This window comes from Mycobacterium sp. NGS68 (assembly GCF_059812195.1).
In genome coordinates, this window is sequence record NZ_JCALCE010000001.1 from 267138 (window position 1) to 285445 (window position 18308).

At 68.4% G+C, this 18308-nt stretch carries 19 protein-coding genes; 14 read left to right on the plus strand and 5 right to left on the minus strand.

Going from position 1 to position 18308, the window contains the following annotated elements; genetic code table 11:
* The first annotated feature begins 222 nt into the window (after positions 1-222).
* The 7 genes from AC5Y5V_RS01160 (at position 223) to AC5Y5V_RS01190 (ending at position 4588) form a co-directional block, all read left to right on the plus strand.
* A complete protein-coding gene (locus AC5Y5V_RS01160; RefSeq protein WP_499930692.1) occupies positions 223-492 on the plus strand; it encodes a type II toxin-antitoxin system VapB family antitoxin in 270 nt (89 codons plus the stop codon).
* Positions 489-917 carry a type II toxin-antitoxin system VapC family toxin gene (locus AC5Y5V_RS01165; RefSeq protein WP_499930694.1) on the plus strand — a complete coding sequence of 143 codons (429 nt, stop codon included), beginning with the start codon at positions 489-491 and terminating at the stop codon, positions 915-917. The genes AC5Y5V_RS01160 and AC5Y5V_RS01165 overlap by 4 nt, the downstream gene beginning before the upstream one ends.
* Positions 914-1708, plus strand: a complete 795-nt coding sequence (locus tag AC5Y5V_RS01170) for a hypothetical protein (RefSeq protein ID WP_499930696.1) — start codon at positions 914-916, stop codon at positions 1706-1708. Before AC5Y5V_RS01165 ends, AC5Y5V_RS01170 begins: the two co-directional genes overlap by 4 nt.
* Positions 1705-2460 carry a hypothetical protein gene (locus tag AC5Y5V_RS01175; RefSeq protein ID WP_499930698.1) on the plus strand — a complete coding sequence of 252 codons (756 nt, stop codon included), beginning with the start codon at positions 1705-1707 and terminating at the stop codon, positions 2458-2460. Before AC5Y5V_RS01170 ends, AC5Y5V_RS01175 begins: the two co-directional genes overlap by 4 nt.
* Before the next feature lie 82 nt (positions 2461-2542).
* A complete protein-coding gene (locus tag AC5Y5V_RS01180) occupies positions 2543-3958 on the plus strand; it encodes a DUF4226 domain-containing protein (protein WP_499930700.1) in 1416 nt (471 codons plus the stop codon).
* A gap of 10 nt (positions 3959-3968) precedes the next feature.
* Positions 3969-4286: an ESX-1 secretion-associated protein gene (locus tag AC5Y5V_RS01185; protein WP_499930702.1), complete on the plus strand. Its 318-nt coding sequence runs from the start codon at positions 3969-3971 to the stop codon at positions 4284-4286.
* The gene (locus AC5Y5V_RS01190; protein ID WP_499930704.1) at positions 4283-4588 is read left to right on the plus strand and encodes a DUF2694 family protein; all 306 of its coding nucleotides are present in this window, start codon (positions 4283-4285) and stop codon (positions 4586-4588) included. Before AC5Y5V_RS01185 ends, AC5Y5V_RS01190 begins: the two co-directional genes overlap by 4 nt.
* A 4-nt stretch (positions 4589-4592) precedes the next feature.
* Here AC5Y5V_RS01190 and AC5Y5V_RS01195 read toward each other — a convergent pair whose 3' ends face one another.
* Complete coding sequence (locus tag AC5Y5V_RS01195; RefSeq protein ID WP_499930706.1) at positions 4593-4736, minus strand: hypothetical protein; 144 nt, start codon at positions 4734-4736, stop codon at positions 4593-4595.
* A gap of 83 nt (positions 4737-4819) precedes the next feature.
* Between AC5Y5V_RS01195 and AC5Y5V_RS01200 the strand changes: the two genes are divergently transcribed.
* From AC5Y5V_RS01200 to AC5Y5V_RS01225, 6 genes are all read left to right on the plus strand, one after another.
* Positions 4820-6283, plus strand: a complete 1464-nt coding sequence (locus tag AC5Y5V_RS01200; protein WP_499930708.1) for a DUF5631 domain-containing protein — start codon at positions 4820-4822, stop codon at positions 6281-6283.
* Positions 6284-6346: 63 nt separating this feature from the next.
* On the plus strand, positions 6347-6673 hold the full coding sequence (locus AC5Y5V_RS01205; RefSeq protein WP_499930710.1) for a DUF2710 family protein: 327 nt from the start codon (positions 6347-6349) through the stop codon (positions 6671-6673).
* Positions 6674-6706: 33 nt separating this feature from the next.
* On the plus strand, positions 6707-8203 hold the full coding sequence (gene eccB / locus AC5Y5V_RS01210; protein WP_499930712.1) for a type VII secretion protein EccB: 1497 nt from the start codon (positions 6707-6709) through the stop codon (positions 8201-8203).
* 3 nt (positions 8204-8206) lie between these two features.
* Positions 8207-12292 carry a type VII secretion protein EccCa gene (eccCa, locus tag AC5Y5V_RS01215; protein ID WP_499930714.1) on the plus strand — a complete coding sequence of 1362 codons (4086 nt, stop codon included), beginning with the start codon at positions 8207-8209 and terminating at the stop codon, positions 12290-12292.
* Between the two features lie 253 nt (positions 12293-12545).
* Positions 12546-12845: a PE domain-containing protein gene (locus AC5Y5V_RS01220; protein WP_499930716.1), complete on the plus strand. Its 300-nt coding sequence runs from the start codon at positions 12546-12548 to the stop codon at positions 12843-12845.
* A 7-nt stretch (positions 12846-12852) separates the two neighbouring features.
* Positions 12853-14034, plus strand: coding sequence for a PPE domain-containing protein (locus AC5Y5V_RS01225; RefSeq protein WP_499930718.1), 1182 nt, complete (start codon positions 12853-12855; stop codon positions 14032-14034).
* A 125-nt stretch (positions 14035-14159) separates the two neighbouring features.
* Here the strand turns inward: AC5Y5V_RS01225 and AC5Y5V_RS01230 are convergent, their stop codons facing one another.
* Together AC5Y5V_RS01230 and AC5Y5V_RS01235 are read right to left on the minus strand one after the other, a co-directional pair.
* The gene (locus AC5Y5V_RS01230; RefSeq protein WP_499930720.1) at positions 14160-14933 is read right to left on the minus strand and encodes a TIGR03084 family metal-binding protein; all 774 of its coding nucleotides are present in this window, start codon (positions 14931-14933) and stop codon (positions 14160-14162) included.
* Entirely contained in the window at positions 14933-16252 is a 1320-nt protein-coding gene (locus tag AC5Y5V_RS01235) for an MFS transporter (RefSeq protein ID WP_499931090.1), read from the minus strand. The genes AC5Y5V_RS01230 and AC5Y5V_RS01235 overlap by 1 nt, the downstream gene beginning before the upstream one ends.
* Positions 16253-16350: 98 nt before the next feature.
* Between AC5Y5V_RS01235 and AC5Y5V_RS01240 the strand changes: the two genes are divergently transcribed.
* Positions 16351-16959 carry a YqgE/AlgH family protein gene (locus AC5Y5V_RS01240; protein ID WP_499930722.1) on the plus strand — a complete coding sequence of 203 codons (609 nt, stop codon included), beginning with the start codon at positions 16351-16353 and terminating at the stop codon, positions 16957-16959.
* Here the strand turns inward: AC5Y5V_RS01240 and AC5Y5V_RS01245 are convergent.
* Both AC5Y5V_RS01245 and AC5Y5V_RS01250 read right to left on the minus strand, forming a co-directional pair.
* Entirely contained in the window at positions 16946-17926 is a 981-nt protein-coding gene (locus AC5Y5V_RS01245) for a bile acid:sodium symporter family protein (RefSeq protein WP_499931091.1), read from the minus strand. The genes AC5Y5V_RS01240 and AC5Y5V_RS01245 overlap by 14 nt on opposite strands.
* A 9-nt stretch (positions 17927-17935) precedes the next feature.
* On the minus strand, positions 17936-18286 hold the full coding sequence (locus AC5Y5V_RS01250; protein ID WP_499930724.1) for a hypothetical protein: 351 nt from the start codon (positions 18284-18286) through the stop codon (positions 17936-17938).
* Positions 18287-18308 lie beyond the last annotated feature (22 nt).

An 18308-nucleotide genomic window follows, 5' to 3' on the forward strand; every position in this document is an offset into this window, starting at 1 on the left:
GGCGGTACCTGTGGCAAATCCCCATCCGGCCACCAGGCCGCCAGTCAGAAGTGCCGTCGCAAGAACCGATTTCACGGTGGGTGCAGTGTGCATGGGAGGCCTCCGCTGCTCTCGAACCGCAGGGTATCGCCGACGGCTTGCGAGATTCTTGCGACGGCACTTCGAGGGCAGGCGGCGATGAAGAGCAGGTACTAGATACCAGTGATGCGGTACCATGTATCCATGGCGTTCAACGTGAAGGATGACGAGGTCATCAGCCTCGCCGACGAGTTGGCCAGGCGCCTCCACCTGCCGAGCCGCATCGAAGCCATCAGGCACGCGCTCAAGGCGCAGGTCGAGATCACCCAGTCGGGCAATGCGAATCGCGCCGATGAGTTGCTCGACGTTCTCCGAAGCGAGATCTGGCCGCTGCTCACCGACCGATCCCCGATCACCAAAGCGGAACGTGAACAAGCACTCGGATACGGGGCGACGACCGGAGTGAGCCAGTGATCGTCGACTCGTCGGCGGTCATTGCCCTCATCCAGGGCCAGGCTCCCTACACCGAACAGATCGCGGCGGTTCTGGCCGTCGACCGAAGCCCGGTCATGTCGACCGCGAATGCTGTCGAATGCCTCATCGTCCTCACCAGCCGACACGGAGTCACAGCGCGGATGGCCTTCGATCGAATACGTGACGAAATCAGTCTGGGCCTGCAGCCATTCACCGCCGATCACGTCTCGATCGCGCACCGTGCTTATCTGCAGTACGGCAAGGGCCGTCATCCCGCCGCTCTCAACTACGGTGACGCGATGGCCTACGCCACCGCCAAACTCGCGCACGAACCGCTCATCGCGGTAGGTGATGATTTCCCTCAGACCGACCTCGAGTTTGACGGTGTCGTGGGGTATTGGCCGGCGCGATCAGCACCACGGTGAGCAGTCCGGAGCAGCATCCGCTGGCCGCGCACCGGCCGCCGATCCGCCGCAACGGTGTGCGCAGCGTGTGCGCCGGCGTGCTCGTCGTGCTCGGCCTTTGCGGGGCGACTCTTCTCGCGTTTCCCGCCCGCCCGGTGAGCTTGCGGTCGTTGCCGAACTGGGAGTTGGCCACGCTGCTGCCGGGCGTCGACGAGTTCCCGGCCGACTGGAACTACTCGTTGCGCGGCGAAGTGCGCCGGACGGGTCCCGACAGCGCCGCGGTGACGCCGCCGCCTCCGGGTGACTACACCCCGCGCGAGTGCGCGAACCGTCCCGCGCTCACCGACTTCTTCGATGGGTCCCGCTACGCCGCCGTTGTCCATGTCGACCGGCAGACCAACGAAATCGCGCGAGTGGTCGCGATGTACAACGACGATCCCGAACCCAATGCGCGGCTCGCCATCTACCCGGTGAGCGACGGCGCGTCGATAATCGCGAATTACGTTGACTGGCTTGGCCACTGCGGAAACTACAGTGTCACCGCCACGAACCCCGAGAGCCGTCGCGTCGAGACTCGGAGGGTAACCACCACCATCGATGCGCGCCCCGCCGATCGCGTGGACGCAGCGCTCAGCGTCACCAGATCGACGATCGTGACCGCGCCGCGTGCCGGTCGCACCACGGTCTACCACCTCACGTACTACTGGTTGCGCGGAGTGCTCTTGGAGCGCGCGACCAATTTGGGCGGCAGCGACGCCGAAGTGGTCAATCGGGTTACCGCCCAAACACTGCAGAAGCTGAGAGCACGGTGAAGGCCCGACCCGTCGGTAAGCGCACGGCGCGGTTGATCGCCGCGACGATGTGCCTCGTGGGAGTCGCCGCGGTGGCGATCACCGCGCCCGCGGCGCTCGCCGCGTTGCGTGCCCGCGCGCCGGTGCCGGACGCCCCCGGCATGGCCGTGTTGAACGACGGGCAATTGGCGGACCTGTTGCCCAAGCAGAGCGATTTCCCCGACGGCTGGACCCGCGTCAAGAGCTACGACTCACCCAACATTTTCGGGTACGGCCGCTACCACAACATCGGCAATGTCGATGGTTACCAGCCCGTCGAATGCTACGAAACCGCGTACGGGATCACGACTGGCTCATACCCCGCGGCCACCGTCCAAGAACACGATCCGGCCAGCCCGGCGTACCTGGGGTCCGAAAAGACCGACGTCCGGGTCGAAATCGGCCGGGAGTTCAAGCCGGCCATCTTCGACGACACGCGGTCACTGGTATCCCGTTGCCTGCACTTCCGGGTCCGCTTCCCGGGTTTCCGGTATACCTTGCGCATCCTCGAGGACTCGCGCGGAGTCGGCGCACCGCAGCGTTTCCGATACACCGTCACCGTGACCGATGAGCAATACCCGGCCCACCCGATCGGCACCGACTACTACTCCTACGCCCGAGTCGCCGGACTCGTCGTGTCCGGCATGGCCACCTCCGGGAACCAACAACTGCTCGACCGAGTCTTCGACGACACCGTGCGCCGGATGCGCGCGGGCGAACGTTCCACAGGGTGAATTGTCGGGCCGATGCGGCCGACGTACCGTGACGCGGCATGAAGGGCTCGGGCGGCACGCAGCACGGATGGCGGCCTAGCCGATGACGGTAGAGCAAGATCTGGCCGAAGCGCTGAGGCGGCTTCGGGAGGCCACGGGTGACCCGGAAGCGTGGAAGGCAGGCCTGACCCAGGCGGAGGTGCACGCCGTCTTCGCATTGACGACGGGTCGGGAACAGCGCGCCGCGCTGCTGGACAAGATCCGACGACTGCACCCCGACGTGTTCGACCCGTCGCGAAAGCCGCCCGGCGTGGGTGGGCCGGCGGGAGGCGACGCCGCGGAAGCGATCGCCGCCGCCGAAGCCGCTCTGGCACATCAGAATTCGGCGAGCTCGCAACTCGACCTGCAGGTGATTTCGGCGATTCTGAATGCACACCTGAAGGCCGCCGAAGGCCGCGACGCGCTGACCACACTGCAGCGCGACATCGAGGGTGCCCTGCGCGCCCGATCGGATCTGGACACCCCCGCGGGCGCGCGTGACTTCCAGCGGTTCCTCATCGGCAAGCTCAGAGACATCCGCGCGGTGGTAGCCGATGCGAGCCTGGACGACACGTCGAAGGCGGCGTTGATGGCCGCCTGGACATCGCTCTACAACGCCTCCAAAGGGGTGCCCGGCGGTGCCGGCGAGGAGCGTCCCCCGGCCGTCGCCAGGGGTGCGGCGCCCGCCGCGGTCGCAGCCGCGCGCGGCCCGACGGATGCCGACCTGGATTCGCTGCTGGCCGACGACCCCGGCCTGCTGGCCGCAGAGGCGCCGACGTCGGCCCCTGCCGGATCGGCCGCGCCGATGACTCCGCTCGGTACCGGCGGGCCGAGCATCCCGGGCGTGGGATCCGGCGGCGGCGCGGCGCCGGCCGCCCTGCCGGGCTTCGGTGTGCCGGGCGGGCTGCCGCTTTCCGGGCTGACCGGTGGCGGAATCGATCCGGCGCTGCGGGGTCTCGGCGACGAACCGCGTCTGACGGCCGAAGACCGCGAACCCCCGGATGATCCGCACGACAAGGACGTCGACCCGAAGGATCCGCCCGCACCCGAATCACCGCCGGTAGGTCCGACAACCGTGACCTTGCCCGACGGCGAAACGGTGACCGCCGCCAGCCCGCAATTGGCCGCCGCGATCAAGGCCGCCGCCAATGGCACGCCTATCGCAGATGCCTTCGGGCAGCAAGGAATAACCATTCCCCCGCCCGGGACCCCGGTGGTCCGCCCGATCGACCCGGCGCTGGTGGTGCCGGGTGACATCGGGATGTTTACCGATCGTCATGCGGTCGCATTGGGCCACAGCAAGGCCATCCTCGACGGCCAGATTCAGCACATCTCGACCGTGAGCGGGCCCAGCTTTCTAGGCTGGGAGCATCCGCCGACGTCGGCGGCTCAGGCAGGAGGAGCGGCCCCGGCGCAGCCCGACGCACCGGCACCGACCCGGCCCGCCGCAGCGGCGGCGTGGACCACGTCAGGAAAGTGAGGAGACAACGATGGCAGACCAAATCCGTGTGGTGCCCGCGCACTTACGTGAGGCGGCTGCGCATCACGAGCAGGCTTCCGACTACCTGCGGTCGGTCCCGGCGTCGCACGCCGCGATCCAGGAGAGTCTGGACTCGCTCGGACCGATCTTCAGCGAGCTGCGCGACGCTGGACGCGACCTGCTGGAGCTGCGACGACACTGCTACGAGCAACAAGCCGACGACCACGCCGACATGGCCCGCAACCTGAGGGTCTCGGCGACGGCGTGGGACCAGCACGAGCACGAAGCGGCCCGCAATCTCGGCAACCTGGCCGACGGCGGTCGATGACCGACGCCAATCCCGCGTTCGACACGGTGCACCCGAGCGGACACATCCTGGTTCGCTCCTGCCGTGGCGGCTACATGCACAGCGTCGCGCTCAGCGCCGAGGCGATGGACACCGACGCCGACACCCTGGCGGAGGGCATCCTGCTGACCGCTGACGTATCGTGCCTGAAGGCATTGCTGGAAGTGCGAGACGAGATCGTGGCCGCCGGACATACCCCGTCGGCCGAGGTGCCGAGGCCCGAGGACCTCGATGAGGCGATCGAGAAGCTGCTGGCGCATCAGTTGCGCCGCCGCGACGGGTGAGGGCTCAAACCATCCAGGGCCGGGCGGCGTTCGGATCGGGAACGATATCGACCGGCGGCTCGATAGGGTTGGCGCCGAACAACTCTCGCGCACGGCCAAGCAACACACGCACCTCGTCGAGTTGCTGCTGCAGCGCAGAGTCAGCCATGTCCCCACGCTACCCAGGCCGTCCCTGCCGCACAATTCACCGCGTGCGAGGAGCGCTCGCCGCGATGCCGGTACGCTTGGCCGGTGGCGATCTTCGGGCGGATATCGGCGCGTCAGCGCCTCCGGAGAGCGGCGCAGGAATCCCTCGCGATTCCGGCATTCAGCTCTCCCATCGACTGCACCCCCTGGGTGATAGGCGGGCTGTGGCCTGCCGAACTGTCGACGGTGACGCCCGAAACCACAACGGTCGCAGACCTTCTCAGGGACGATCTGCAGCGGATCGCCCGCGTCGCCAACGACGAGCTGAGGATCATTCGGCGTGCTGGCATGTCCGATCCGGTCCGGCAGGCCGAGGAGGCCCGACTGATCGCCCGCGCCCGCACCCACGCCGTGCGACGGGTCGAATCGACGCTTCGCCAGTTGCACACGATGGCGCCTGTGGCGCCTGTGATGCCCGAGACGCCCGTCGAAGAATCCGCTGGGGCAGACCTCGACAAGACACAGGTCATTCCCGCCGTCAGGGACCTGGAGCCCCCGGCGCCTGCCGTCGACCCCGAACCGGCTGCCGTCGTCGACAGCCCTGAGTCCGAGGCGGTGGAGAGCGCCGCTCACGTCGATGCGCCGGCCGACGACGACGAGCCTGAACCACCGACGCCCCCTGCCCCGGAGCCGACCGCCTCGATTGCTGTGCAGGCGCCCCCGCCTCCGCCCCCGCCCCCGCCGCCGGCTCCAGCTCCGGCACCCGCCCTGGCCCCTCCCCCGCCGCAGGCCTACCTGCCGCCGCCGGCTCCGGAGAGCGTCGTCGTTGTCGACGAGCAGGAGGTTGAAACTTACGAGCCCGAACCGCCGCCGCCTCCGCCATCGGCACCGCAGGCCTACGCGCCCCCGGCGCCGCCGCCGCACCCCGAATCCGACGACGAACGGCTGCGGCGGCTCCTCGCCTTTGTGGTGCGGCAGGAACCTCGGCTGAACTGGGCCGTCGCGCACTACGCGGACGGCAGGACGGTGCTGGCCACCGACCTGGCGCACGGTTGGATACCTGCGGGCATCGCGTTGCCGGCCGGGGTGGCGCTGCTGGGGCCCGAACGGCGCATCGGCAAGGTGTCGGCGCTGCTCGGCGACGCGGCCCGCATCGTCACCTATGCCCCTGGCGACGCGATGGATTGGTCGACGCAGTTCGCCGAGACCACGTCGTCGGTGCAGCCCCGCGAGTTGCCCCCGGTGGACGACCTGGGCTGGGAGCTGGGCCAAGCCACCCACTGGCGCGACGGCTTGCCGCGGATGGTGCACACGTTGGCCAGAGCCGCGGCCGCGGGAACCGGTGTCGTCGACGACGAGGTCGACCTGCTGCGCGTGCACCTGGACACCGCGCACCACCAGGTCCTGGCGCAGTATCCGAACGTCGATCCCGCGCTGCTGCTCAATTGCCTGCTGCTGGCCGCGACCGACGGCATCGTCACCGGCGACTCGACAACCGCGAACTACCACCTGGCCTGGTTCCAAAAGCTCAACGCCCCGCCGGCCAGTCGGTGGGAATCAGGAGTGTGACGGCAGCGCCGCAGCACCTGGCCTTGAATTGACGCTGGTGGGAGGGGTCGACATACTGTCTTCGTGTCGGGGTCGGGCCGTCGCAGCGAGCTGAGTGATGTCACGGACAAGGCTCTCGTCGAATCAGTTCTGCGTGAGCTGAGCGAGGCGGCCGACAAGTGGGAAGCCCTTGTCGCGCAAGCCGAAACCGTCACCTACAGCGTCGACCTGGGCGATATTCACGCCGTCGCAAATTCCGACGGCCGGTTGCTCGCGTTGACGCTGCATCCGGACGTGATGACCGGATATGCACACGGCGAACTGACCGACAGGTTGAACCTCGCGATCGCAGCGTTGCGCGACGAGGCGGAGGCCGACAACCAGGCGAGGTACGGCGGCCACCTGCACTGACGGCCGACGCGAGACCCTCCGAAAGGGGAGGCATTGCCACTCAATCTGTCCAATCGCGACCAGAATTCGGGGCACCTGTTCTACAACCGGCGCCTGCGCGCTGCGATCACGCGCTTTTCGGTGCGGATGAAGCACGACGACCGCAAACAGCAAGCGGCGGTGGCGCTGTCGTTCGTGCTCGTCCTGATCGGTGTCGGCTGGATGGCCTTGCTGCACATCATGAAGCCCGCGGGTCTGATCGGCGAATCCTCGATCATCGGTGACCGCGACACCGGCGCGGTATACGCGAAAATCAACGGACGCCTGTACCCCGCCCTAAACCTGACCTCCGCGCGACTGGCCGTCGGCAATGCGGCGAGCCCGGCCTGGGTCAAGGCGACCGAGATCGCCAAATACCCGACCGGACCGATGATCGGCATACCGGGCGTGCCGGACAGCCTGTCGGTCACGGCGAGCACCGTGTCCGCGTGGTCGGTTTGCGACACCGCGTCCACCCGGGGCAGCGGAATGCCCGCGGTGGTGACGTCCATCGCGGGCCAGCTTTCGCCGTTCGGCCGGGCGGCGGCGATGGGCACCACGCAGGCCGTCCTCGCAACCCACCGTGGCGCAACCTATGTGATCTGGCACGGCCAACGGTCCCGCATCACCCCGACCGAGCGCTCGGTGACGTTCAACCTCGGCCTCGATCCGGGCGTGACCTATCCGATCGAAATCTCCAACGCCCTGTTCGACGCCATGCCATCGACGGAACCCCTTGTGTTGCCGACGATTCCGGACGCCGGAACGCCGTCGCAATGGCTGGCCGGGGCCACCGTGGGCAGCGTGCTGGAGACGCGCGACGCGAACGGCGTCGTCAACGGCTTCTATGTGCTGCTGCCCGGTGGTGTGCAGAAGATCAGCAGTTTCGTCGCGGACCTGTTGCGCACCGGGGACTCCCAGGGTTCGCCGACGCCGACGCTCGTCGCGCCGGACAAGCTGATCCACATTCCGGTGGTCGACCTGCTCAGTGTCGACTACTATCCGTCCGGGAAGCTGGATTTCGTTGACACGGCGGCGAATCCGGTGACCTGCGTCGGGTGGGAGAAGCAAGCGGGCGACCCGCAGGCCAGGATCACCGTCTTCAGCGGACGCGGCCTGCCGGTGCCGGCCAGCATGAATTCGCGCATGGTGCGCCTGGTCCGCGACGACCGCGAGCCCGATTCGGTGGAGGCCAACCAGACGCTGGTGCTGCCGGGCGCGGCGAACTTCGTCGCGACGACGAGCGGCGTGGTGGTGTCCGGCAGTCGGGAAAGCCTGTATTGGCTTTCGCCGCAGGGGGTTCGGTACGGCATCCAGTCGGACCAGCGGACCCTGCAGGCGCTGGGGATGGATTCCCGCCTCGCGGTGCAGGCGCCCTGGCCGATCGTTCGTACGTTCGCGGCGGGACCGGCGATCGGCCGCGACGCCGCATTGGTGGCGCGCGACGCCCTCCCCGGGGGTGGCGCGGTGGCGCCGATTCCCGAGTCCAACGAGCCGAACGCCGGAGGTTAGCCAATGTCCAAGCGAGGCTTCGTCCGTGCTGCCCGAAAGCCGCCACCGAGCCTGCCGCCGGTGCGAATCGCAGTCGGCGCGCCGCTGGCACTGCCCGAGCGCGAGCCGCGGAACATCCTGCTGATGATCGCGCTGCCGGCGTTGCTCGTGGGGATCATCGGCACGCTGGTGGTGATGTACGCATCGGGCGTGCGCTCGCTGCAGTCGGGGTTCTTCCCGATGATCGGATTGGTGGGTTTCGGCACGCTGATGTTCAGCGGACGATTCGGGCGGGCCCGCCGAATCAGTTGGGGTGAACAGGAAAAGCAACGCCGCAGTTACCTGCGTCAGCTCGACGAGGACCGCGAGGAGGTGCAGACCGCCGCTCAACAGCAGCGTCGAGGCCAGCTTTTCGTACACGCGGACCCGCAACGGCTGGACACGGTCATCGGCGGCCCGCGGATGTGGGAGCGCCGACCCGGCGACTCGGACTTCCTCGATGTCCGCTTGGGCATCGGCGTGCAGCAAGCCAACGAATCCGCGGTGTCGCTGCAATGGCCCGACGTTCCTGTCGGCGAAGAGCTGGAACCGGTAACCGGCGGTGCGCTAAGGGATTTCATCCTCGAACAGAGCAAGATCCGCGGGATCGGCAAGGTGCTCAGCCTGCGGTCAAGCCCCGGGTTCAGCTTCCTCGGGGACGAGCTGGACGAGCTGCACGCCCTGATGCGCTCCGTGCTGAGCTCGCTGGCGGTCTACCACAGCCCCACCGACCTGAAGCTGATGGTGGTGACCCGGCACCCGGAGGCGTGGTCGTGGCTGGTGTGGCTGCCGCACAATCAGCACGACGAAATGTTCGACGCATGTGGGTTGCGGCGGTTGGTGTTTGCGTCGCCGACCGAGTTGGAAGAGGCGCTCGACGCCGAGCTGCACCGCAAGGGCCGGGGACCGTGGGCACCGCCGGTGGGAAGCAGCCCAACGTCAATGCCGTCGCCGATGGAGTCGGTCGGCACGCTCGGTCCGTACTGGATCATCGTCGACGACAACGTGGGCACGCCCGAACAGTGGGAGGGCGTGACCGGCCAGAAGGGCATGGCCGGCATCACGGTGCTGCGGTTGGCGACCCGGGCCGGCGTCGGGGTCGGATTCGATGCCGCCCATCGGTTTTCGCTGCGCGAAGGTCGGCTCCGGCATCGTGAGACGTTCTATGCCGTAGCGGACATGCTGGCCGAAAGCACCGCCAACCGGTACGCGAGGGCGCTCGCCCGCTGGTCGCCGATGAGCGCCGGGGATCTGTCCGAGACCGACAGTCAGGGTGGCGAACTGCTGCGGGCGCTCGGGATCACCGATCCGCGGGACCTGGACGTCGACCGGCTCTGGGCCGACAGCCGTGGACGAGGCGACCACAAATGGGCGATGGTGCCCGTCGGCGTCCGGCAGGGCGGCGAGCTGCAGTACGTCATCCTGCGCGCCAAGGACTTCGGTGGCTACGGCTTTCACTCCGTCGTCATCGGGACATCCGGATCGGGCAAGTCGGAGTACTTCCTGTCGCTGTGCAGTGGGATCGCGCTGACCCACTCGCCGGAGACGTTCATCGTGATCTTCGTTGACATGAAGTTCGAGTCGGCCGCCCAAGACCTGCAGGGCTTCCCGCACGTCGCCGGATCGCTGTCCAACTTGGGCAAGGATGACCGTCACCTGGCCGATCGGATGCGCAAGGCGATCAACGGTGAGATAGCCCGGCGTTACCGGCTTTTCAAGGATGCGGGAGCCCGAGACGCCAACGAGTACGAGGAAATGCGGCTCGCCGGAAGGGATCTGGAGCCGGTACCGATTCTGCTGGTCATCATCGACGAATACCTCGAATTGTTCATCCACCATCCGGAATGGATCGATCTCGTCATCCACATCGGTCAGGAGGGCCGCGGCTGCAACGTCTTCTTCACCCTCGGCGGCCAGCGTCTGGATCTGTCGTCACTGAGTAAAGTCAAGAGCAACATCGCCTTTCGTGTCGCGCTGCGCGCCGAGACCGCGGAGGACTCGCGCGACGTCATCGGCAGCGACTCGGCCCTGCACCTGCCGTCGAAGGAGAACGGCTACGCGCTGCTCAAAGTCGGGCCGCGTGACCTCGAGCAGTTCCGCTGCTTCTACGTGTCCGCCCCGTTCGTGGTGCCCAAGCGGGCCGTTCACGTCGACAAGACCGTAGCGGTGAGCTTTTCCCAGCCGCGCTCTTACACGTGGGCGTACCAGCCTCTCAGCGAATCCGACAGCGCCGCACTGGCGGTGGCCGACGAACCCGAGGAGCCCGACGAATTTCTCTTCCACTCCGACGGATTCCGCAAGAAGAAACTGGTCGACGTCGTGCGCGAGTCGCTGGTCTCCCACCCCGCGCGGCCGCCCCACCAGATCTGGCTCCCGCCTTTGGAAGTCAGCGAGCCGGTCGACGCACTGGTGGAACGCTGGCGGGGCAGGCCGTGGCACGTGGACTACGGCGAGAACCCAGGGCTGGTGTTCCCGTTCGGCGTCGTCGACCTTCCCGACGAGCATGCCCAGCGGGTGCACGCCATCGATGCGGAGATGGACAACGTCATAGTGGTCGCTACCGCGCAGCGCGGCAAGTCCACCACGCTCATGACGCTGATGGCGTCGGCGGCATTGATGTACCGCCCGGAGCGGGTGACGTTCTTCTGCATCGGGGCGTCGCTGTACCCGGTGGACGACCTGCCGCACGTCGCGTCGGTGGTGAGCCTGACCGACGGTGAGGGGGTGTCGCGGACGCTCGCCTCGATGGAGGGCCTGATCCTGGCCCGCGAGGCATCATTCAAGCGCTTCCAGATCGATATCTCCGAATTCCGCGATCGACGGTTCGGTGACGGCGCGACCGGCTCGGCCGGCTTGGGACCGACGGATCCGGACGACAAGTTCGGCGACGTCTTCCTCGTCGTCGACAACTTCAGCGACCTGTACGAGAAGGACCCCATGATGGGTGACCGCCTGATCGCGGTTGCCCGCCAAGGCCTGTCGTACGGGGTGCACGTCATGACCAGCGCCACGGCGTGGCTGGTGGGGCAGAAGCAACAGCTGGTCAACGTGTCCAACGCCCGCATTCAGTTGCGGCTGAGCAACCCCGACGAAACGCAGATGGGCGAGGGCTTCGAGCGCCGAAAGGCGGCCCGTAACACGTTGGATCGGCCGGGCTTCGGCGTCACCCGCGACGGATACGAGCTGCTGGTCGGGCTGCCCGAGATCACCGCCGCGACCGGCGACCGCGTGGGCACCCGCGAGATCGGCCCGCTGATCGCCGAGTGGACCGGCGCGGGCCGGGTGGAGCGGTTGGCGCGGCTGCCGGAGCGCATCGAGCTCGGCCAGGTGATCGCGGCGTTCGCGGACACCGCCGGCGCGGCCGACCCGCTGAACATCCCCTTTGCGATCGGGGAAAGCGCGCTGCAGCCGGTGGCGCTTGGGGCCCGAATGGTGCCCAATCTGCTGGTCGTCGGCCGCCAGCTGTGCGGCAAGACCACCGCGCTGGCCACCCTCGGGCAGGCGATCGCCAGCCGCTTCACCCCCGAGCAGGCGCAGATCAGCATCATCGACCCCAAGACGTCGCTCATCGGCAAGATCCAGGGTCCGCATGTGCACGCCTACGCGTACACCCAGGACGACATCGACGAGGTGATCGAGGGACTCGCCCAGATCATGCGCGACCGTCTGCCCCCGTCGGGGCTGAGTCAGGATGAACTGCTCAGCCGGGCCAACTGGGAGGGCCCGCGTCATTTCCTGCTGATCGACGACGAGCAGGAGCTGCGGCCGCACGGCGTGATCGGCAAGAACGCGGCGACGGCGCCACTGTGGGGCCTGATCGAACGCAGCCGGGAGATCGGCCTGCATGTGATCGTCTCCCGCCTGCCCGGCAACTGGGCGGGGGTGTCGGTGACCAACCCGTTCCTGCAGAAGATGACGAGCTCGCGGGCGCCGACGTTGTTCATGGATAACGATCCCGCGGCGGTGAAGGTGTTCGGCCGGGTCAGCGCCCACCAGCTGCCCCCCGGCCGCGGCCTGCTGGTCACGACCGAGGGGGCGATCGAAGGAGTGCTCGTCGGGACGCCGGACTAGCGGCGCGTCGCTTGCTCGCGAGCGTGCGCAGATGTACGCCGACACGCCGCGCTGACCGGCACTTTGTGCACCCTCGAGCGGGCCGGGCCCGGCGTTTCGTCGCAGATGTTTCAGTGTCGCGCGACAGCGAGACCGGGCCCATCGGGCGGCGTGGGCCGACCTGCTCGTTACCCCTGGGGATAGGTGATTCGACAGCTTGGGCGGCCGTCCTTAAACTCAGACAACTTCGGGCCAAGGTTAGGGAGATATGCGGATGAGCGGCTTGTTCAGCATGATTCCGGAAGGCGTCAACGCGTCGGCCGGTGCCGAGGCTGGGATCAGCGAGGAGATGGCGGCCAGCACCGTGGCCGGAGCGGCGGCGCTCACCGGGGTGCTGCCGATGGCGGCCGATGCGGACTCCATCGAGTTTGCGGCCGCACTGAATGCCACCGGCACCGCCTACCTCGCCTCGGCGACCGAGCATGTCGCCCAGCGCGCGGGCTTCGCGGGCGCGCAAGGTATGGCCGCCGGCACCACCGCTGCCGTCGAGGCGATCAACGCGGGCCTGCTGTAAGCGCAGCATGGCAGACCCTAGGTGGACAGGTCCGCCGGAGCTGATCGCTGCGATCTTCGAGGCGGGCAGCGCCGCGTCGGTCCTCGCCAACAACGTCGTCTGGGTCACCGAGACCGCGAATAAGGAACTGGCGGAAGGGCTTTCGGCGATCAATACGATCGCGACGGCCGCGCAGTGGCAGGGCCTGGGCGCGGTCGCGTCGATGGTGACGGCGACCGGGCTCAACGCGGGATTGCAGACGCTGGTGGGCTGGACGGCGCACAAGATCAGCGTCACGCAGGCAGCGGTCGAGGCGTTCGCGATCGCGCAGTCGTCGGTGATCCCGTCGCTAATCTCGCAGACCAACCGCGACGAGACGGCGGTGTTGTACGGCACCAACTGGTTCGGGCAGAACAGCCCGGCGATCGCCGAACGTGAAGGCGAGTATTACGGCGAGCACTGGCCACACAATTCGGGCATCGGCTGGGCGTACTCCGGCACCCTGAGCGCGTTGGTCGCCGCGCTGGCCGTGCCCCCGCCCGTCGCCCCGATGGGCGCCTCTCCGGCCGCTCCCGCAGCGGCGGCGGAGGCGGTCGGCCAAGCGGCGGCGCAGACGGGCATGAACAACGCGGTGCAGCTCACGGGCCAGGCCTCCCAGACGGCGGGGCAGACGGCGGCCGCCCCGGCCGATGCGGGTGGGCAGCTGAGTTCGCTGATGCAGCAACCGATGTCGATGGTGTCCAGTGCGACTGAACCGCTCAAGGGGATGCTGCAGGCGCCGATGCAGGCCTTCCAGAGCGTCGGCAGCCTGCCCCAGTCCATGCTGCAGTCGCTGGGCGGGATGTTTCCCGCGGCCGCAGCAGCGAACGCCGCTCCCGCTGCCGCCGCCGCCGAACCGGTGCTGGCCGCCGGTGGGCTGGGCGGCGCGTCGGTCGGCGGTGGGGCGGGCGGCCTGGGGGGCTTCCCCGGCGCCGGGCTGACCAGCTATACGCGGCCCACCAGCAGCTTCGAGCCGGAAAATGGCGGGCGACCTGTCGGCGGGCGGGCCGGGGTGTTGAATGCCGCGGAATTGCGCAGCCCCACGACCGGCATGGGCGGTGCCCCGATGCCGCTGACTCCGGCGGGCATGCTGGCGCGGGGCGGCAGTGCCGGGTCGGACAAAGAGGTCGCCCGCGCACGGGTGGTCCTCGAGGGCGATCATCGCGATTGACTCTGCGCCCAGCGCGGTGAATCGCGAATAGGCCAAGCGCTCAGCGCAGAGTCAACAAGGCGGCGCGCTCAGCGCCCCTCGCCGGGGCTGGTGGGCTCGGTCTCGCTTTCGCGCGCGGGGCGCGCTCAGCGCCCCTCGCCGGGAGGCCCCGCGAAGGCCTGCGCGATCTCCAGCCAGCGCCGAGCGTCCTCCCCCACCGCCACCAGATCCAGCTCGCCGAGCGCGCGTCGCTGAGTGACCAGGAAGCAGAAGTCCTGCGCGGAGCCGCTGACCCGCTGCGCGGCGTCGGCCGGGCCCCAAGCCCAGACGTCGCCGTCGGGGCCGCGCAGCTCGACCAGAAACGGCTCGCCAGGCGGCGTCAAATTGTTGACGAAGAACGCGTAGTCGCGGGTCCGCACCCCCAGGTGCGCGATCGAGCGCAACCGCTCGGTGGCGGGCCGCTCGATACCAAGCGCGTCGGCGACGTCGAGTCCGTGCGCCCAGGTCTCCATCAGCCGCGCGGTGGCCATCGACGCCGCGCTCATCGGCGGGCCGAACCACGGCAGCTTGCGACCGTCGGCGACGGTAAGCAACGCATCGTGCAGCCGACGACGGGTATCGCGCCAGTCGGCGAGCAGCTCGGCCGGTGCGACGGCCGCCAACTCCTCGGCGCCCGCGTCGACGAAGCCGGCGGGATTGACCGACGCCGCGGCCAGCACCTCGGCAAACCCCGGCTCGTCGGTGATCGACGTCAGCGACACCCGGTCCGTCCAGAGCAGGTGCGCGATCTGGTGCGCGATGGTCCAGCCCGGCGACGGCGTGGGGTCCGCCCAGCGGTCGGCCGACAGCGGCGCCACCAACGCATCAAGGTCGTCGCTCTCGGCGCGCAGGTCGGCGACGATCGCTGCTGGACTGGCCACTATTGCCTCCTCGAAGGTGCCGCCGTCGACTGCCCGCGCCGTCCGATGATCCCGTGCAGGAGAAAGCCGACGGAATAGAGCCCCGCCGCGAACAACGCGAACGCGGGCGCATGCCCGTCGTCGGGAACGAAAACCGCGGCGACGGTGATCGAGATGATGAACGCGACCCAGAACAGCGCGTCCTGGACGGCGAACACGTGGCCGCGAAGGGCATCGTCGACGTCGATCTGCATCGCGGAGTCGGCGCACAGCTTGATCGTCTGACCGGCCACGCCGAGCAGCAGCCCGCACACCACCATGATCGGGATCACCAGCCCGGCGCCGGCGATCTGGATGATCATGGCCGCCACAAGCGCACCGTTGGCGGTGGCATAGCGCCCCCAGCGGCGCACCATGGGCGGGGTGAGCGCGGTGGCAACGAAGCCGCCGATGCCCGACGCGGCGAAGAACACCATCGCAGTCCCCATCCCCCGGTGGACGAGCAGCAACAGCAGCAGGGAATTGATGCCGACCGCCATCCGGTGTGCGGCGAGGCCGGACAGGGTGGCGGCGACCGACGGGAGCTGCGCCACCGTGCGTGCGCCATGCACCCACCCGGTGATGACCGCATACACCGCCGATCCGTGAATGGCGCGCCGGGTGTCGTCCGGCCCGAGAACCCGGGGCGCGAACCGCCACGACAAAATCAGCGCGAACACCAGCGGTATCGCGACGATGAAGATGACGGCCGACGAGCCCTCATCGCCCTCGCCCACAAGCCAGCGCGGCAACAACATGAAGATGGCACCCACAAAGGCCGCCGCCGCGCCCGCCGCCGTGGCCACCGAGTTCATCGTGACCACCTTTTCGCGGGGCACGACGTGCGGCAGCGATGCCGACAGGCCGGACATGACGAAGCGGGTCAGACCGTTGGCGAGCAGCGCCAGGCACAGCAGCGGAACCTCCCCCGCCCGAACGGCCAGCACCGTGCCGATCGCGGCCACCAGGACCAGCCGCCCCGCGTTCGCGCCCACCAGCACTAGCCGGCGATCCCACCGGTCCATCAGCGCCCCGGCGAACGGTCCCAGCAGTGAGTAAGGCAGAAACAAGACGGTGAAAGCCAACGCGATGGCCATCGGAGTGGTGGCCCGGTTCGGGTTGAACAACAGCGCCCCGGCCATCCCCGCCTGAAAAAGCCCGTCGCCGAACTGGCTCACCATGCGCACCTGCAGCAGTCGCCAGAAGTCCGGCAGACCGCGCACCGAGCGCCAAAGGGCGACGGGTGCGCTCCCGTGCGTCCGGGGTTGATCCACAGAACCCACTTCCCACGATCGCGGCAGGCAGGCTGACCTCGTCCGACGTCGCCCCAACAACATTACAAATATTCGTCAGCCAACCTCGTTTGCCCCGGTGTTGCTGTCCGGAGTGCCATGATGGTGTGGTGCCACAGCACGAGGATCCCGAGGACTTTGTCGCACCCTCCGCACAGAGGGTGCGGGCGGGTACTTTGCTGCTGGCCAACACCGACCTGCTGGAGCCGACGTTCCGGCGCAGCGTGATCTACATCGTCGAGCACAACGACGGCGGAACTCTGGGCGTGGTGCTGAACCGCTCCAGCGAGACCGCCGTCTATAACGTGTTGCCGCAGTGGGCCAAACTGGCGGCCAAGCCCAAGACGATGTTCATCGGCGGACCGGTGAAGCGCGACGCGGCGCTGTGTCTGGCGGTGCTGCGGATCGGCGCCGATCCGCAGGGCGTGCCGGGCCTGCGCCATGTCGCCGGACGGATGGTGATGGTGGACCTCGATGCCGAGCCCGACCTGATCGCGCCGTTGGTGGAGGGCGTGCGGATCTACGCCGGATACTCCGGCTGGACCATCGGTCAGCTCGAGGGCGAGATCGAGCGCGACGACTGGATCGTGTTGTCCGCGCTGCCATCCGACGTCCTCGTCGGGCCGCGGTCGGACCTGTGGGGTGAGGTGCTGCGCCGCCAGCCGATGCCGCTTTCGATGCTGGCGACCCACCCGATCGACGTCAGCCGGAACTAGGTTCGTCTTCTACCTGACGTCCCAGCCTGCTGGCGATCACCGAGCAGACGACCAACTGGATCTGGTGAAAGATCATCAGCGGCAACATGCTCAATCCGACCGTGGCGGCGGGAAACAGCACCAGCGCCATCGGAAGGCCGGACGCCAGGCTCTTCTTGGAGCCGCAGAACAGCAGCACGATCGCGTCCCCGCGGTCGAGGCGGGCGAGCCGACCGGTGACCCTGGTGCAGAGCAGCACGAGCGCCAGCAGCACGGTGGCGACGACGGTGACCGACACCAACTGCCAGGGGGCGACGCTGCTCCAGATGCCCTGGACCACGCCCATCGAGAAGGCCGTGTACACCACCACCAGGATCGATCCGCGGTCGACGACCTTCAGCACCGCCGCGTGCCGCGCGACCGCCGCGGCGATCCATGGCCGCGCCAGTTGTCCCGCCCCGAACGGCAGCAACAGTTGCACCACGATGTCGCGCACGGCGCCGCCGCTGATCGGCGCGCTGGTGTTCATCAGCAGCATGACCAGCAGCGGGGTCAGTGCCACGCCGAGGATGTTGGACAACGACGCGCTCACGATGGCCGCGGAGACGTGCCCCTTGGCGATCGACGTGAACGCGATGGAGGACTGCACGGTGGACGGGACCAGGCACAGAAATAGCAGGCCGTTGTACAGGTCGATGGTCAGCACCGAGGGCACCAGCGTGCGCGCGGCCAGCCCGAGCATGGGGAAGAGGACGAACGTGGTGGCCAGCACCAGCAGGTGCAGCCGCCATTGCCGCACGCCGTGCCACGCCTGCTGCGGCGATAAGCGGACACCGTAGAGAAAGAACAGCAACGCGATCGCTGCCTTTGCGGCCAGCGACACTCGTTCAGCGGCCGCGCCATGCGCGGGCAGCAGGGCGGCGAGGGCCACCGTCCCCACCAACGCCACCAGAAACAGGTCGACGGGACCCCTAGAGAGCCACCTCAGCACTGGTGTTCAGTGGCAGGACAGCGTGCAGGCCGCGCAGTTGCCGACACATGCGGCAGGCGCGGAGCCGGAGGCCTCCCGCTTGACCACAAAGCGTGCGCTCTGCAGCGACCCGGCAGCCAGCGTACCGAAAGCCCCTGCGACACAGACGATCACCACGACCAGCGCGGTGTGCGGCGCCGCGACCAGGGCCACCACACCGCCAGCCGTCAGCATCACCGCGGCGGCCAGCTGGGTCGGCGCCATTGCGCGCACCGCCGCCTGGGTGGGATCGACCGTTGGGGCGTGGTACAGCGACCAGGTTCCGAACCCGGCGGAGACCACCGCCGCACACACGCACAGCACGCCCGCGATCAGCATGGGCCCACAATACGAGTCGGGC

Coding starts and splice junctions, on each gene's coding strand:
- AC5Y5V_RS01160 (WP_499930692.1), top strand. CDS start 223: ATGGCGTTCAACGTGAAGGATGACGAGGTCATCAGCCTCGCCGACGAG.
- AC5Y5V_RS01180 (WP_499930700.1), top strand. CDS start 2,543: ATGACGGTAGAGCAAGATCTGGCCGAAGCGCTGAGGCGGCTTCGGGAG.
- AC5Y5V_RS01185 (WP_499930702.1), top strand. CDS start 3,969: ATGGCAGACCAAATCCGTGTGGTGCCCGCGCACTTACGTGAGGCGGCT.
- AC5Y5V_RS01190 (WP_499930704.1), top strand. CDS start 4,283: ATGACCGACGCCAATCCCGCGTTCGACACGGTGCACCCGAGCGGACAC.
- AC5Y5V_RS01195 (WP_499930706.1), bottom strand. CDS start 4,736: ATGGCTGACTCTGCGCTGCAGCAGCAACTCGACGAGGTGCGTGTGTTG.
- eccCa (WP_499930714.1), top strand. CDS start 8,207: ATGTCCAAGCGAGGCTTCGTCCGTGCTGCCCGAAAGCCGCCACCGAGC.
- AC5Y5V_RS01220 (WP_499930716.1), top strand. CDS start 12,546: ATGAGCGGCTTGTTCAGCATGATTCCGGAAGGCGTCAACGCGTCGGCC.
- AC5Y5V_RS01225 (WP_499930718.1), top strand. CDS start 12,853: ATGGCAGACCCTAGGTGGACAGGTCCGCCGGAGCTGATCGCTGCGATC.
- AC5Y5V_RS01250 (WP_499930724.1), bottom strand. CDS start 18,286: ATGCTGATCGCGGGCGTGCTGTGCGTGTGTGCGGCGGTGGTCTCCGCC.